A 14,099-nucleotide genomic window follows, 5' to 3' on the forward strand; every position below is an offset into this window, starting at 1 on the left:
TGCGCAAGTGGGAGAGTAGGTAGCCGCCAACTTATAGGAGAGAAAGCCGGAGAGGGGAACCCCTTCGGCTTTCTCTTTTTGTATATAGGACTCGCAACCCCCGCTCCTATCCAAAAGACGGAGGGGCAGATGAAACGGTGGGGAAATTATCCGATTATTACGATAAAGAAAATGACCTATGAAAAAAACGATCGAATACATAGCTTTCGATGCCGACGACACGCTTTGGGAGAATGAATTGTATTTTCAAGAATTTGAAAAGGAATTTTGTAATCTCCTCAGTCCCTATCAGATGTCGTCATCTATATCGGAAGATTTATTTAAAGTGGAAATGAAAAATCTCCATATGTATGGCTATGGATTGAAAAGCATGATGCTTAGTATGATTGAGACAATTTGTAAAGTGACGGAAGGAGAAGGAAATATCGGTCTTGTAGACAAAATCATTGAATTGGGTCAAGAGCTTTTGCAAAGGCCGGTTACATTGCTGAATGGAGTAAAAGAGGTTTTATCTGCATTTCAAGGGAAATATAAATTGGTGTTAGCGACTAAGGGCGACCTGTTTGACCAACAAAGAAAAATTGCAAATTCCGGGTTGCAAGAATATTTTACCCATATAGAAATAATGAGCGATAAGAAAAAGGCAGACTATAAAAAGCTACTTGATAAATTGGAATGTTCCCCTGAGAAATTTCTCATGATAGGAAATTCAATAAAATCCGATATCATTCCTGTATTGGAACTCGGAGGTTATGCCGTTCATGTACCCCATCATGTCACTTGGGCATACGAGCAATATGAGGGAAAGGTAGAATACAGGAACTTTATCCAATTAAATCATATCGAAGATATAACAAATTACCTTTGATGGTGATTTCGATTGAACCTTATTCTTGTACCAAAGCCTTTTTGAAGATAGCTTCGACTTCGTTGGGATAGATACCGCCCTCTCCTTTTCGTCTGCGATGTAAAACGTAGGAACGTAATAGTAATTGTTGGTATTTTCTAATCACTTCGTCTCTGTGTGCCACCTTCTCTATCGTACTAGATGAGCAGAGAAGGGTGACACATTTATTGAAATAGGAGCTATTTTGAGTATTTATGAGAGAAGTGTACTGTTAAGAGTGAGGTGTCGATAGAAAAAATATGAAATCTTTTTTATTTTTCGAATATAAGTCGTATCTTTGCACCGCTCAAATAGAGAAGTCGACTATGGAGAGATGGCAGAGTGGTCGATTGCGGCGGTCTTGAAAACCGTTGAACTGAGAGGTTCCGGGGGTTCGAATCCCTCTCTCTCCGCAATAAAGGGTGTAAATCAAGCATTTGCGAGATTTACACCCTTTTTTACACCCAAGAATGTAAAATTGGGTGTTTTTGTATTTTTTAAGATTCTTCAAAAGAATGTCAATTACAAAGCGATTGGTATTTCTATGGACTGGCAGAATGAACCTTTATGACGAAAAATATAGTTATTCAAAAAAATAAATATCTTAAATATGGAATTCATTTGCCAAATATGAAATTTCTATTCATATATTCCTCTTTTGTAATTCATTAGATATTGGGTAAAAGTCTTGCCTGTTTCTTTTTTGAAAAAACGCATGAGGTGACTGGGGTCGGAAAAGTGGAACTCGTCTGCCAGTTGGCTCACATTCAGATTGGAGAACAGTAGCTCATTTTTCAGCTCTTCCAAAAGACGTTGCTTGAGTAAGTGAATGGCTGATACACCAAATTGCGCCATGACAGAATTATTCAAGGTGATACGACTTACCCGAAGCATATCAGCATATTCTTGAACGCGCTGTGTCGTTCGGATATGTTTTTCGAGTAAGTACTTGAATTTGAATGCGTAATTGTTTTTTGGCACTTCGACAGGTAGACGATAAGTTTGAGCGTATGCCCGGTTGATAATTACCAGTAGATAATAAAGCACTGACACAATGAGGTTGTAAGTGTCTACCACAGGATGTTGTAGTTCTTGTTTTATCTTTTTTAAGAGGCGCATATATTCCGTCAGCTCCTCCGGCTCGGCAAACAAGTAGGGCGGTGTATCAGTCTGATAATAATACAACAGCCGATATACGAAGAACTTGTCAGCAATGAACGTGCGCATAAAGTCTTCGCGGAAAATAAGAAAAGTGTAATCTAGTTCTACCTCGTTCACGTGCCATTCCTGTTGCTGGTGCGGCGACAAAAGCAGCACCATACCATCCCGTAACTCCACTTTTCGGAAGTTCAGCAACAAATATCCATTGGCACGACGAAAGAAATAGAAGCTGAAAAAATCTGTCTTAAACGCCTTATGCTCGGTCAAGACACCACAGATGTCCTTGCTTTCGCCTGTGTTAATGTAGAAGTCTACGCCACATTGCGTTTTATTGAACGGAACGCTTACAAGTCTTTCGGGATTGATTATAGCTTTCATCACTCTTGTTTTTTGCTTTTTGCAAATATACATCATTCTTTTATCAAAATGGCATATATTCCTGTTTTTAAGGCATAGAGACATTGGGATATCCTTTCGAACTTTGTACCCGAAAAATAATACAAAACATAACATCATGAACGAAAAAGCAATTATTCGGTTGGTACGCAGTGCCACCTTGAAAATCAACTATGCAGGACATACCATTCTTATTGACCCCGTATTTGCCGACAAAGGAACCCTGCAATCAGCTCTCGGTGTATATAAGAATCCGAGGGTACATCTCGTAATGCCTATTAGCGACATTACTGAAGGTGTTGATATGGTACTGCTCACCCACAACCACATCGACCATTACGAACCAAGTGTAAAGCAGCATTTGCCGAAAGACATTCCTTTCTACACCCAGCCACAAGATAAGGCCGCCATCCTGAAAGATGGTTTCTCAAATGTAGAAGCGATTGAAGAGAGCATAACCTTAGGTCATCTGACCATCCACCGTGCTATTGGCCATCACGGTTTCGGTCAGATAGGCCAGATGATGGGACCTGTTTCGGGCTATGTGCTGATGTCCGAAGGGCTTCCGACTATTTATATCATGGGCGATTGCAAATGGGAAGAATGTACTCTTGCTACCGTGGAAAAGTATCGTCCTAATTATATTGTGGTGAACAGTGGCGGTGCGGTATTCCCCGAATTCTCTAAGACGGACGGTTGTATCATCCCCAATGAACAGGAAGTAATGGCGATGCTTGACACACTCCCCCCACACATCAAGCTGATTACCGTACACATGGATGCCATCGATCATTGCCAGACCACCCGTGCCATCCTTCGCAACGAAGCTCGCCATCACGGGACGGATATGAGCCGACTGATTATACCGGAAGACGGAGAAAGCATAACACTTAAATAACTGTATAAACAATCATTTCAAAATATTAGAAAGATGAAAAAGATTAGGAAAATCGCGGTAGAACAGAATTTCGCCGCGATCAGTGTCGGTAAGTTGAATGAACTGAATGAATACGAACTTCAGCTTGGCCCGGATGTGAAAATTCCCGGAAAAGTATTCTGCAGCACCGCTCTCGGAACTACGGGAAGCGAGTTTTCTTTCCAGTCATTCGCCCCGGGTACAGAAACCGGATTTCTGCATAGTCACAAGAGTCATGAGGAACTTTATTTTTTCCTCTCCGGTAAAGGTGAATTTCAAGTAGACGGAACAGTGTTCCCAGTGGAAGAAGGTAGCGTTGTCAGGGTATCTCCTGCAGGAAAACGAAGTGTCCGTAACAACGGAACGACTCCGCTCCTCATGCTCTGCATACAATATTGCAGCAATACATTCTCACAGGAGGATGCCACTGACGGAATCATACTGAAAGAACCGGTAAAATGGAAAGTCTCTCCGAAATGATTCTAAAAAGGAACTCTAAGCAGATGACTATCTGTATAAAATCCCTGATAAAGAATATGAACATAGTGGTAGGCTGCTCCATCGGGTGCAGCTACTGCTATGCCCGTAACAACTGCCGCCGTTTCCATATTACGGACGACTTCTCCGTACCGGAATATATGGTGCGAAAGCTGCGTATCATCGACACGCCCAAGCCTCACGTATGGCTGATGACCGGAATGAGCGATTTCTCCGATTGGAAGCCTGAATGGAATGCGGAAATATTCAGACGAATGAAAAGCAATCCGCAACACGCTTATATATTCCTTACGAAATGTCCGGACAAGATCAGTTTCTCTACAGATGACGAGAATGTATGGATGGGCGTGACCGTCACGCGCAATTCCGAAAAAAAGCGGCTAGACGATTTGAAAAGAAATATCAAGGCCAAGCACTACCATGTCACTTTCGAACCTATTTTCGATGAAATCGGCGATATAGATTTCGAGGGTATCGACTGGATTGTCATAGGTACGGAGACCGGACATCGGAAAGGCAAAGTGGATTCCCGTCCCGAATGGGTGCTTCACATTGCCGACCAAGCCCAAACACAGGGCGTCCCCGTGTTTATGAAAGAGGATTTGCTGCCTATAATGGGCGAAGAAAGGATGATTCAGGAACTGCCGGAACAATTTACAAAACGCTTACAATGAATACCGAAATAATCAAAGAAATAGACGTACAGAGCGTTATGACCAAATCCTCACTGCCGGTCGGAGGATATTCGGTCAACCCTTACGTGGGCTGCCCCCACGCCTGTAAGTATTGCTACGCATCGTTTATGAAACGATTCACCGGGCATACAGAACCGTGGGGTGCATTTCTGGACGTGAAGAACTGGAAACCGATAGCCAATCCGCACAAATATGACGGAGAGCGCATTGTGATAGGTTCCGTGACGGATGGTTACAACCCGTATGAGGAGCAATTTTGCCGTACCCACAGGCTGCTCGAAGAGCTGCGTGGGAGCAACGCCGAGATTATGATATGCACTAAGTCCGACCTTGTCCTGCGCGACCTCGACCTGTTGAAGCGTTTTCCCAAAGTAACGGTGTCATGGTCGGTCAATACGCTTGACGAGCGTTTTCGTACGGATATGGACAATGCCGTGAGCATAGAACGTCGTCTGAACGCAATGCGTCAGGTCTATGAGGCGGGCATCCGTACCGTGTGTTTTGTATCGCCCATATTCCCCGGAATAACCGATATGAAGGCGATTATCGAGAAAGTGAAAGGATATGCCGATTTGATATGGCTCGAAAACCTGAATCTGCGCGGGCAGTTCAAGGGAGGGATAATGACGTATATCCGTGAGAAGCATCCCGACCTCTTTCCGTTATACGAAGAAATATACAACAAAAAGAGGCTTGATTACTGGCAGGCATTGGAACAGGACATTTCCCAATACGCCAAGGCACAGGGGTTTCCATATAGAATAAATGATTTGCCTTACGGGCGCTCGGAAAAAGGCAAGCCGGTTATCGTAAATTATTTCTACCACGAAAAGATACGATTGACTAAATGAGGGAAAGATATTGACAATATGGTATATTAATAGTGAATAAGATATTCTTTTATTGCTTATTTTACTTTAGAATAGTTAGACAACTTAGATTTTGTACTATATATTACGATAGAAGTACAATCCATGATGAATTGTACTTCTCTATATTACATCCTGAATCCTCTGGATTTTTGTTCTTTCTGCACTGAGTTACGCAGATGCTGCTGTAACTTCTCCCATTGTTCTTTGAACCATTCGCTGATTGGCTGTTGGTTTATAGTCAGCATCAATTTATTCTTATCGATCGGGCTTCGTTCAATTTTGAAAATTACATTTTTTGTTTCAAATCTCTGTCTATATTCTTCGGAATAGATTTTTCCACTACATCTGAGAGCTTCCTTTTTGTATAAAAGAGAATCAACCATCCCCTTGGTAAAACCAGTGACATAGCATAATTTTTCCATTCTCAGCATTTCTTTGAGTAATGGGAACCAGCATAATGCCTTTTCAAGCAGGGTGTTTAGCCGTGATATTTCTTTGTCTTTAGCTTCAATCTCTTTATTATGTATTCCTTGAAGATTGCGTATTTGTCTGCCGTGCTGTTCCTGCATTTGTTGCATCTGAATTTTTAATTCATCAGTAGCTTTGTCCCGGTTGGCAATCTCCTGATGTAGCTGCTCGATGTTATGTTCCAGTTCTTTCAACTTACCGCTTCCGAAAAGAGAACCTACGCTGCTGGTTATGGCAGTGGCTACATCGGTAGCTGCACTTTTGAGTTTGTCTGTACGTATCTCAGCTTTTACCTGTTTGAGTTCCTGTTCGGCAAGGCTTACCTGTTGCTCCTTGTGTCGCTTGGTTTCTTCTATACGTTGCAGTTCGGCTTTCTGCTTCTCAATGATGAAATCGTTTCGTTCCAGATGCTCTTTACCTGTGACAGCTTTTGTCTGCCCACGTTCCATTAGCAGAATATCGGAAGCAAGGGTCTGCATGGTTGCCATATCCTCGTCATTGAGCTTTCGGCTCTTCCCGGTTTCGTGGTTCATCCAGTCGAATACGATATGAGCATGATAGTTCGGCTTGAACCATCTGCTTCCTATTTGGAAGCTCTCTTTGTCTTCCGCTTCCGGCTGACCGTTCAGCCAATGCCCTTCGTCTTTATGCAGGAAAATCTGTAGCGGAGTGATGCCCCAGCGTCTTTGGCACTCTTCACCGAATTTGCGTACATCAGCCAGTGTGGTGTCCGGTCTGATAAGCAATACTCCTTCACGGATGGGTGAGCATCCCGCCACCTTGATAATCTTTCCATTCTTTCCCTTGCGTTCCCTTTCCTTTTCCTGCATGGCACGTCCGGTCTTTTCCTTGACCATTTGCTTGATATTGTCATAATGAGTTCGCAGTTCGGGAGTGCCGAAGTCGGGATTTATCCACTGTTCGTTATCGGTGGAAAGTTCGGGAACGACATAGATTCTGGACTCCCCGATATTACGCATATACTCGGCAGTCCTTCGGTTGTGTGCCTCGCTCGATGCGATGTTGCAAGGCTTGATGTGTATGCTTGATTTTGTTGCCATAGCTTCTTTTCTTTGTTTACAATTAATTTACTTTGCTCGCTTTCGCAGAGGGGTTATTTTATGAATCTCGGCTGCATTCGGCATAGGTCAAGCAAGTTTGCCTCTGCTCTCATTTGCACGAGATTTCTTAGGGGTAACCCATAAGCGGAGATTGCAAAGAGAGGGTCACTCTTTGCTCGGGGTTCTCAGGGGTGAAACGCCCTGAGTGGGTCATTAGGGCAAAGCCCTAATCCCCTCGGGAGAGCCCACAACTACGAAAGCGGAGCGTGTAGTTATAGTGGGCTATAACCGGAAGCCGCTCTTCTTCTCCGGTGATTGGCTGCGCACCCCTTTGGCGGACTGGAGCTGCCTTTTTCTTTCAACCTGTTTCTGTAAGTATTCGTTCAAGTCCTTGCATCCGCTGTAAATCTGCGAAGCGTCCCGGATGTACCGGTCTCTGCCGTATTCCATGCGGATTTGCCGGAGTGCTTCCATTCCTGCATGGTCGTTGTCGAAAAAGCAGTGGATGCGTTCGTAATTGCCCAACGGATAGAGAGCCTTGTTCACATTCGATACGGAGTTCAATACAATATAGTCCTGCCCGTCCAATTCCGGATAATTTGGGCAGCTCTCTTGTCTCAATGTCAGAAAGGAAAGGTAGTCCATGAAACCCTCGAACACATAGCAGGCAGTCCTTGCTTTTCCCGACTGTCTGATGTGGGAGATTTCCTTGGGGGCGATGCAGCCCTTGAAATAGGGGTTACGAACCTCAAACCCACCCGAACCGTTAGGGAAGGCAATGGCAAAGTAACGCTTGCCGTTGTGGGTGTAACGGGCTTCACTACATTCTCTTTTTGCCAGTTCCAGATTTATTCCTCTACCTTGTAAATAGGAAAGCAGGGCAGGAGACGATAGCGGTACTATCTCCAGCTGTTGGAAGCTCGGACCGAAAGAGTCCTGCTTGCCAAAAGAGAAAGATACCGGGTGTACATGCGGTGTCTGTTCCGCAATCCGCTCCAGCAGGTAAGGTACATGGTCGGTAGCATACAGGTGTGCAGCCAGTTCAATGATACCGCCCCCTTTCCCTAAACCGAAGTCGTACCACTGGTTGCGTTCGGTGTTCACTTTGAAGGAAGCCTCTGTTTCTTCCCTCAAGGGAGATTTGTACCAAAGGTTGATACCCTGCTGTTTGACGGGTGAATACCCCAGGCTGTGCAGGTAGTCAGCCAGATTGATTTGTTTTGCAGTCTCGATGTTCATAAGGAAATCGTTTTTAGTGAGTGCTTTGATTATTTCTCTTTTTGCCCGCAACTCTTAAAAGTATGCGGTCAGTACAATCACTTCACTAAACTCCTAATATATAGACCCCCGGAATAAAGTGAAGTGATTTGTCTGTTTCTGAAATCACTTCACTAAATTGTCGTATATATAGGATACGGGAATAAAGTGAAGCGATTTTCGGGATTGTCGGCTAATAGTGGTAATCGGGCTTGAAGGAATACTTCCTGCCGTTTTCCTGCACTATCATCCGTTTGTTGCGCAGCATGGTGATAAGCGCCACTGCATTCTGGTGATTCAGTCTAACCCCTTCTGCCAGATAAGTCCTGATTAAGGTGTCTTCCAGCTCCTTGTAGCCGTATTCCTCTTTCAGTGCAAAAGCGTCTTCCAGTGCGGCACGGTGCTGCGGTTCTGAAATATCCTTGTAAGGGTCAAACTTTTCCACCGAGGGTCTTCCCGGCTTCCTTGCTTCCGGCTTGTAGCCTTCCGCAAGTTCGGGCAGGGCTCTGTCGTTGATGCAGAATGCAAAAGGCTCGAAATCCATCGCCCGGATGTGCATGGCGGAAACATGGCTGATGTCGCTGTTCCCCTTGTCCTTTTCCACCAGCAGGACTGTTTCCGCCTTGTTGTTCAGTTCCGTACCAATGTGCCCTCTTGCGTTCTCATCCCCCTTGTTCTGATGCAGTATCGTATGGATATGAATCTGCCTGTCGTCCGTCCACTGCATCAGCTTGGATATGATGCGGGTGGATTCACCGGGGCTGTTGATGTCGTACACCATATCCCGGATGCCGTCTATGATGACCAGCCCAATATCCGGTGAGTGGTAGATAGCCTGTTCTACAATGCTGATGCGCTGTTCCGGGGTGTATTTTCTCAAAGCGAGAAACTCCAGATAACCGCTGTCCCTGTCATCGGGCAATCCTGCCATCCGCAGGATCCGCTTCATCACTTTCAGGCAGTGGTAGGGGCTTTGCTCCGTATCTATATAAAGCACTTTCCGCTTTTCCTCGGGCAGTTCAGCCGCATATCGTAACACGGTACCGTTCTTCAATGCAGCGGCTACGATAGCCGATACATTGAAGGTTTTCTTGCTCTTGGCTTTGCCGATGGATGCGCTGAAATTGCCCAGCGTCCCGATGACAGAGCCGTGTACTTTCAGAATTTCGGGGGCTTTTTCGTAGCATCTTGACAGACTTAGCCGGGATTCCTGCCAGAGGATAACGGCTTGTTCGGGTGATATTTCTTTTATATAGTCCATAATCACCTCCTTTATCTGCGTCCTCCGGTTTTCTTGCCAGCCAGTTCCAGCGCCAGTTCCGCATCCACGATAATCTTGCGTCCAATCTGGGTAATGGCTTTGTCTATCTTTCCGCTTTTCTTGATGCGGTTGGCTGTGGGCAGGCTGCACCCGAAAAGCTTGGCTATGCCGAGTATGCCGTACACGTACTTTCTTTCCGTGTCGGTGGTCGGCTGCGGTTGCGCCTCTGCCTGTACCGAAGCGTGTCTGCTTAGAAAAAGGAACTCTTCGCCTGTCATCTGCCAGACGGGTTTCACTAACAGTTCTTTGAGGTTGTTCATCGTCCGTATGATTACTTGTTTGACAATAGCCCTGCGCACAGGCTGTTTCTTCTGTTCTCGAACGATGCAAAATTAGGTAGGGTTTTGAGTGGTAAGTATGTGGATGATAGATATGGATTGTTCTGTTATATCGCTGAATATCAAGAAATAAAAATACCACTCAAAAATTATTTTGAGTGGTATAAGTGGTCATGTCGTAAAATATATTGGAATATCACGGGTTATCGGAATATTCCGTCCATTTCCTTGGCGAACTTTTGGTTGGGAATACTGGGTAAATCGGAAACGGGTTCCCTGTACTTGGACTTGTAATAGTCTTCATCAATATCCAGGTGTTTCAGGATGGCTTCCTTCCATTTGTCCTTATCCTGCCCCGGCAACTGCTCCCTCATCAGGGAAATCAGATAGCATACCCGTATCTTTTCCCTTGGCTTTATTTTCAGTACGCACTGGCAGGGATGCAGATTCATGCAGGCATAGAAATCCGGTGCGGTAATGTCTTCAAACTGTTCCCCTGCACAAACTTCATGAATTAGGGAAATCAGCTTCATGCTGAAATATTCAGGCAATCCGGCAGTCGTAGCTGTAGTCGATGCGGTTGTAGTTTCAGCTTCCGGCTGGCTGTCTGTACGGCTCTGCCTGTCTGCTTCGTTCGGTTGGCTTTCTTCGTCCGGTACATATTTGGTCAGGATGCCCATGAAGTGTACGCTAAGCAGGTAGATGTCGTCGCAACGGTTTTTCATGTATTGCCGGGCTTCTTTCCAGAGAAGGGTTTGCTGCTCATAAAGATGCTCCAGTTGGGCTTTCTCCCTTTCATATTCAGCCTTGCAACGCTCATATTCTCTTTCCGCCAGCTTTTCTTCTTCGGGTGTATGCTCTCGGTAGCCAATGGAATCATAGCGGTTGTTGGCTTCGTTCATCGGTTTGCGCAGCCTGTTTACCACTTCCATCTCTTCCTTGATGGTTTCCTTGTAGCGGTCTGCGTATTGGTAGCATACACGTATGATCACTTCGTCATGGAGAAGGCGGTAAGATTCATAAAGCCGTATGTATTCTTTGACTTCCTTTTTCAGACTTTTCAGCAGCAGGGTACATGGTTCTGGCGGTGTATGCAGCACCAGTTCAAGGATAGCTTGCTCAAAAGCCTTTATATCGCTCCATTTCGAGTAGAAATCAACGATGAATTTCTGCTTTTCAAAAGAGAAAGTATGGCTTACAATCCAATCTTTGCAGATTCTGTTCAGCTCCCCGTATTGAGGAATGAGGGTTGTTATCGTTTTCTGCATGGCATACTCTTATTATTGGGGATCCTTGTCAAGGAAAGAAGCCAGTTCTTCTTCCACTTCTTCTACGCTGGGCAACGCTGATTTCAATTTCTCGGGAATCGCCTTGCTCAATTGGTAATCGCTGATGCCGATGGGCTGGTCATAGCCGGAAAGGGCATACTGGGCAACCACTTCGTCCTTTCCTCTGCACAACAAAAGACCGATGGTCTTGTTGTCGTGTTCCCCTCTCAACTTATCATCCACCACGTTGATGTAAAAGTTGAGTTGTCCGGCATATTCCGGCTTGAAAGGAGTGGCTTTCAATTCTATGACAATATATGCGTGCAACGGAATGGAATATAGAATCAGGTCGGCAAAGAAATCGCTGTTTCCGACTTGGAAGTGCTTCTGCCGGGCAACGAAGGCAAAACCGTTGCCCATTTCCAACAGGTAGCGGGTAACGTGTTTCACCAGCTGTTCTTCAATATCCCTTTCGTCTGCTTTTTCTTTGGCTCCTGCCAAATCAAAGATGTACGGGTCTTTGAGTAGGTAATTGGCAAGGTCGCTTTGTGGAGCCGGAAGTGTGGTCGTGAAATTGTTTACCTTGTTGTTGCTGATTTGTCGGCTATACAAATCACTGTCAATTTGCATTTTCAATACATTGCTGCTCCATCCCATTTCCACAGACTGCTTCATGTACCAGTAGCTTAGACCTAAAGGTAGCGAACTGTCAAGTATAGTCATTTGGCTTGTCCAGTTTATTTTGGCTATAGGAGAGGTCAAGAAAACTTCTTCTATTTCCCTGATTCCCATCCTGTAAATGGCAGACACGGTTTTTCCCACATCTTCAAATTGCGCAGGAACTTCCTGCGTAATTGCTAATGATTGACAATCAATCGATTGTATTTGCGCAGTAAGTTCCTGCGTAAATTGCTTGTCATTCAGTTTTAATACTTCATTGGTCACACTCTGTATGGTTGGGACAGACAGGCTTGCATCTGTTTCTATGAAACTTTGCAACGCTCTTAAAGGATATGCTTTTGCAAACTGGCACATATAGGTAAGGTTACGTTCCGAATAGCCTTTCTTTTCAGGGTAATGCAGTCGGATAGCCTTTGCCAACTGCTTGATGATTTTGCTTCCCCATCCGTGCAGCTGCTGGTGATAAAGGATGTAATTGCCTATCTTCCAGTAATGGAACAGCATTTGTGCATTGGCTGCAACAATCAGCCTTACTTGTGCCTGTTCTATTTCCGAACCGACCGCTTGTATGAATGCATCAAAATTCGTTTTCTCTATGTTGGATTCCTTGTTGCTCATATTGTGATGATAATTTCTACAAATATAGTCATTGATAACTATCTATGAAACTGTTTGATACTTTTATAGTTGATTAAACTTGTTCATGGCATTTGCCTTAATATCATCCGCTATGTCAATGTAGGGTTTCATAGCTTTGTAGTCGCTGTGTCCCGTCCATTTCATGACCACCTGTGCCGGGATTCCGAGAGCCAGCGCATTGCAGATGAATGTCCTTCTTCCTGCATGGGTACTGAGCAAAGCGTATTTGGGTGTGACTTCATCAATACGTTCATTTCCCTTGTAGTAGGTTTCCCGTACAGGCTCGTTGATTTCTGCCAGTTCGCCCAGCTCTTTCAGGTAATCGTTCATCTTCTGGTTGCTGATGACGGGCAGAGCCATGTAATTCTCGAAATGGATGTCCTTGTATTTGTCCAGTATGGCTTTGCTGTATTTGTTCAGTTCAATCGTCAGGCTGTCGGCAGTCTTGACTGTGGTTATTTCGATGTGGTCGGACTTCACATCGCTTCTTTTCAGATTGCGAACATCCGAATACCGCAAACTCGTAAAGCAGCAGAACAGGAAAACATCACGCACACGTTCCAGGTATTGCTTATCCTTGGGTATCTGGTAGTCTTTCAGCTTGTTCAGTTCATCCCAAGTCAGGAAGATTACTTTTTTCGAGGTGGTTTTCAGTTTCGGTTTGAATGTATCGTATGCAATGTTCTGATGATGTCCTTTCTTGAAGCTCCAGCGCAGGAACCATTTGAGGAATCCCATTTGCTTGCCGATGGTGCTGTTTCTCATATCCTTGGTATCACGCAGGAAGTTGACGTATTCGTTCAATCCAAACTCGTCGAAATAGTTGAACGTTGCATCCTCCTTGAACTCTTTGAGGTGGTTCCTCACTGCTGCAAATTTTTCATAGGTGGATGCCGTCCAGTTATTCTGGTTACCGCACTCTTTTACAAACTCATCGAATACCTCCCAAAAGCTGACAGGGGCTTCTTCCGGCTGTTCTTCGCTGGTGTCTTTCATTCTCATGTTGAAAGCTTCCTTCAACTGTTGGGTCGTTGGCATGACCTCCTGCACCTCAAATTCCTTGAAAATATTCTGGATTTCGGCATAGTATTTCAGCAAGTCCGTATTGATTTCGGCTGCACTCTGCTTTAGCTTGTTGGTACATCCGTTCTTTACCCGCTGCTTGTCTGCATCCCATTTGGCTACGTCAATCCGGTAGCCCGTTGTAAACTCGATGCGTTGGCTGGCAAAGATGACACGCATACGGATGGGTACGTTCTCTACGATTGGCACACCGTTCTTTTTCCGGCTCTCCAATGCAAAAATGATGTTGCGCTTGATATTCATAATTGGGTGCGTTTGAAATTCTACACCCAAATATACACCCAATTATTGAGATAGCAAAAGACATTTAGAAACATTTAGTTTTACTCTATGTTGTAATTTGCACTTGATTATCAGTTGTTTGCGGTTTTATGAGATTCTGTGAAAGTATAAGTTCGAGAGCCTCTCTCTCCGCTAAATACTAAAATAAGTAGAAAGTCTCACAAGTCTAATATTTGTGAGACTTTTTTATTGCCTTTTGATCTATCTTATATCTTTCTTCAAGTGGAGATTATTCGTATATAGACATTAAATATTTTAATGAATGTTTGTGCTAGCCTTTCGGAAATAATATTTAATGCCGTGAATATCTCACTATTCTGATTCTCTTTTTATACTT

General features: G+C 44.4%; 15 protein-coding genes and 1 tRNA gene. 7 read left to right on the forward strand and 9 right to left on the reverse strand.

The features are described from left to right. Together NBH06_RS10435 and NBH06_RS10440 are read left to right on the forward strand one after the other, a co-directional pair. The coding region (locus NBH06_RS10435) for a hypothetical protein (RefSeq protein ID WP_250794243.1) at positions 1-237 on the forward strand (237 nt) is incomplete at its 5' end. Continuing rightward, positions 179-868 carry an HAD family hydrolase gene (locus NBH06_RS10440; RefSeq protein WP_195331868.1) on the forward strand — a complete coding sequence of 230 codons (690 nt, stop codon included), beginning with the start codon at positions 179-181 and terminating at the stop codon, positions 866-868. The genes NBH06_RS10435 and NBH06_RS10440, both read left to right, overlap by 59 nt. Before the next feature lie 19 nt (positions 869-887). Here the strand turns inward: NBH06_RS10440 and NBH06_RS10445 are convergent, their stop codons facing one another. Beyond that, positions 888-1,031 (reverse strand): hypothetical protein, encoded by a 144-nt coding sequence (locus tag NBH06_RS10445; protein WP_195331869.1) that lies wholly within the window; start codon positions 1,029-1,031, stop codon positions 888-890. A 183-nt stretch (positions 1,032-1,214) separates the two neighbouring features. Between NBH06_RS10445 and NBH06_RS10450 the strand changes: the two genes are divergently transcribed. Continuing rightward, positions 1,215-1,299: transfer RNA gene (locus NBH06_RS10450), tRNA-Ser, on the forward strand. Between the two features lie 226 nt (positions 1,300-1,525). Here NBH06_RS10450 and NBH06_RS10455 read toward each other — a convergent pair. Beyond that, on the reverse strand, positions 1,526-2,425 hold the full coding sequence (locus NBH06_RS10455) for a helix-turn-helix domain-containing protein (protein WP_250794245.1): 900 nt from the start codon (positions 2,423-2,425) through the stop codon (positions 1,526-1,528). Between the two features lie 136 nt (positions 2,426-2,561). On the opposite strand from NBH06_RS10455, the gene NBH06_RS10460 reads away from it, so the two are divergent. From NBH06_RS10460 to NBH06_RS10475, 4 genes are read left to right on the forward strand one after another with little or no spacing between them, the layout of a single operon-like run. Beyond that, positions 2,562-3,341: an MBL fold metallo-hydrolase gene (locus tag NBH06_RS10460; protein ID WP_005924041.1), complete on the forward strand. Its 780-nt coding sequence runs from the start codon at positions 2,562-2,564 to the stop codon at positions 3,339-3,341. Between the two features lie 33 nt (positions 3,342-3,374). Next, positions 3,375-3,839, forward strand: coding sequence for a cupin domain-containing protein (locus tag NBH06_RS10465; protein WP_005924039.1), 465 nt, complete (start codon positions 3,375-3,377; stop codon positions 3,837-3,839). Positions 3,840-3,862: 23 nt separating this feature from the next. Continuing rightward, positions 3,863-4,531: a radical SAM mobile pair protein A gene (locus NBH06_RS10470; RefSeq protein ID WP_005924036.1), complete on the forward strand. Its 669-nt coding sequence runs from the start codon at positions 3,863-3,865 to the stop codon at positions 4,529-4,531. Continuing rightward, on the forward strand, positions 4,528-5,403 hold the full coding sequence (locus NBH06_RS10475) for a radical SAM mobile pair protein B (RefSeq protein ID WP_005924033.1): 876 nt from the start codon (positions 4,528-4,530) through the stop codon (positions 5,401-5,403). Before NBH06_RS10470 ends, NBH06_RS10475 begins: the two co-directional genes overlap by 4 nt. 146 nt (positions 5,404-5,549) lie before the next feature. Here the strand turns inward: NBH06_RS10475 and NBH06_RS10480 are convergent, their stop codons facing one another. The 7 genes from NBH06_RS10480 to NBH06_RS10510 all read right to left on the reverse strand — a co-directional run bounded on the left by NBH06_RS10480 (position 5,550) and on the right by NBH06_RS10510 (position 13,723). Continuing rightward, on the reverse strand, positions 5,550-6,953 hold the full coding sequence (locus NBH06_RS10480; RefSeq protein WP_022210005.1) for a hypothetical protein: 1,404 nt from the start codon (positions 6,951-6,953) through the stop codon (positions 5,550-5,552). Positions 6,954-7,235: 282 nt separating this feature from the next. Next, the gene (locus NBH06_RS10485) at positions 7,236-8,192 is read right to left on the reverse strand and encodes a toprim domain-containing protein (RefSeq protein ID WP_032839816.1); all 957 of its coding nucleotides are present in this window, start codon (positions 8,190-8,192) and stop codon (positions 7,236-7,238) included. Between the two features lie 211 nt (positions 8,193-8,403). Then, entirely contained in the window at positions 8,404-9,471 is a 1,068-nt protein-coding gene (locus NBH06_RS10490; RefSeq protein WP_117589719.1) for an AAA family ATPase, read from the reverse strand. Positions 9,472-9,482: 11 nt separating this feature from the next. Continuing rightward, positions 9,483-9,791, reverse strand: a complete 309-nt coding sequence (locus NBH06_RS10495; protein WP_005654521.1) for a DUF3853 family protein — start codon at positions 9,789-9,791, stop codon at positions 9,483-9,485. A gap of 221 nt (positions 9,792-10,012) precedes the next feature. Then, positions 10,013-11,077 carry a hypothetical protein gene (locus tag NBH06_RS10500; RefSeq protein ID WP_115485124.1) on the reverse strand — a complete coding sequence of 355 codons (1,065 nt, stop codon included), beginning with the start codon at positions 11,075-11,077 and terminating at the stop codon, positions 10,013-10,015. Positions 11,078-11,089: 12 nt separating this feature from the next. Further along, entirely contained in the window at positions 11,090-12,376 is a 1,287-nt protein-coding gene (locus tag NBH06_RS10505) for a PDDEXK nuclease domain-containing protein (protein ID WP_007756662.1), read from the reverse strand. A gap of 63 nt (positions 12,377-12,439) precedes the next feature. Next, positions 12,440-13,723, reverse strand: a complete 1,284-nt coding sequence (locus NBH06_RS10510) for a site-specific integrase (RefSeq protein ID WP_007756660.1) — start codon at positions 13,721-13,723, stop codon at positions 12,440-12,442. Positions 13,724-14,099 lie beyond the last annotated feature (376 nt).

This window comes from Barnesiella sp. B2-R-119 (genome assembly GCF_023656675.1).
GTDB classification, from domain to species: Bacteria; Bacteroidota; Bacteroidia; order Bacteroidales; family Barnesiellaceae; genus Barnesiella; species Barnesiella intestinihominis.

Excerpts from the sequence above, each read along its gene's own strand:
- NBH06_RS10505 (WP_007756662.1), bottom strand. The coding sequence starts at position 12,376 with ATGAGCAACAAGGAATCCAACATAGAGAAAACGAATTTTGATGCATTC.
- NBH06_RS10495 (WP_005654521.1), bottom strand. The coding sequence starts at position 9,791 with ATGAACAACCTCAAAGAACTGTTAGTGAAACCCGTCTGGCAGATGACA.
- NBH06_RS10485 (WP_032839816.1), bottom strand. The coding sequence starts at position 8,192 with ATGAACATCGAGACTGCAAAACAAATCAATCTGGCTGACTACCTGCAC.
- NBH06_RS10480 (WP_022210005.1), bottom strand. The coding sequence starts at position 6,953 with ATGGCAACAAAATCAAGCATACACATCAAGCCTTGCAACATCGCATCG.
- NBH06_RS10490 (WP_117589719.1), bottom strand. The coding sequence starts at position 9,471 with ATGGACTATATAAAAGAAATATCACCCGAACAAGCCGTTATCCTCTGG.
- NBH06_RS10510 (WP_007756660.1), bottom strand. The coding sequence starts at position 13,723 with ATGAATATCAAGCGCAACATCATTTTTGCATTGGAGAGCCGGAAAAAG.
- NBH06_RS10440 (WP_195331868.1), top strand. The coding sequence starts at position 179 with ATGAAAAAAACGATCGAATACATAGCTTTCGATGCCGACGACACGCTT.
- NBH06_RS10500 (WP_115485124.1), bottom strand. The coding sequence starts at position 11,077 with ATGCAGAAAACGATAACAACCCTCATTCCTCAATACGGGGAGCTGAAC.
- NBH06_RS10470 (WP_005924036.1), top strand. The coding sequence starts at position 3,863 with ATGACTATCTGTATAAAATCCCTGATAAAGAATATGAACATAGTGGTA.
- NBH06_RS10475 (WP_005924033.1), top strand. The coding sequence starts at position 4,528 with ATGAATACCGAAATAATCAAAGAAATAGACGTACAGAGCGTTATGACC.
- NBH06_RS10465 (WP_005924039.1), top strand. The coding sequence starts at position 3,375 with ATGAAAAAGATTAGGAAAATCGCGGTAGAACAGAATTTCGCCGCGATC.
- NBH06_RS10455 (WP_250794245.1), bottom strand. The coding sequence starts at position 2,425 with ATGAAAGCTATAATCAATCCCGAAAGACTTGTAAGCGTTCCGTTCAAT.
- NBH06_RS10460 (WP_005924041.1), top strand. The coding sequence starts at position 2,562 with ATGAACGAAAAAGCAATTATTCGGTTGGTACGCAGTGCCACCTTGAAA.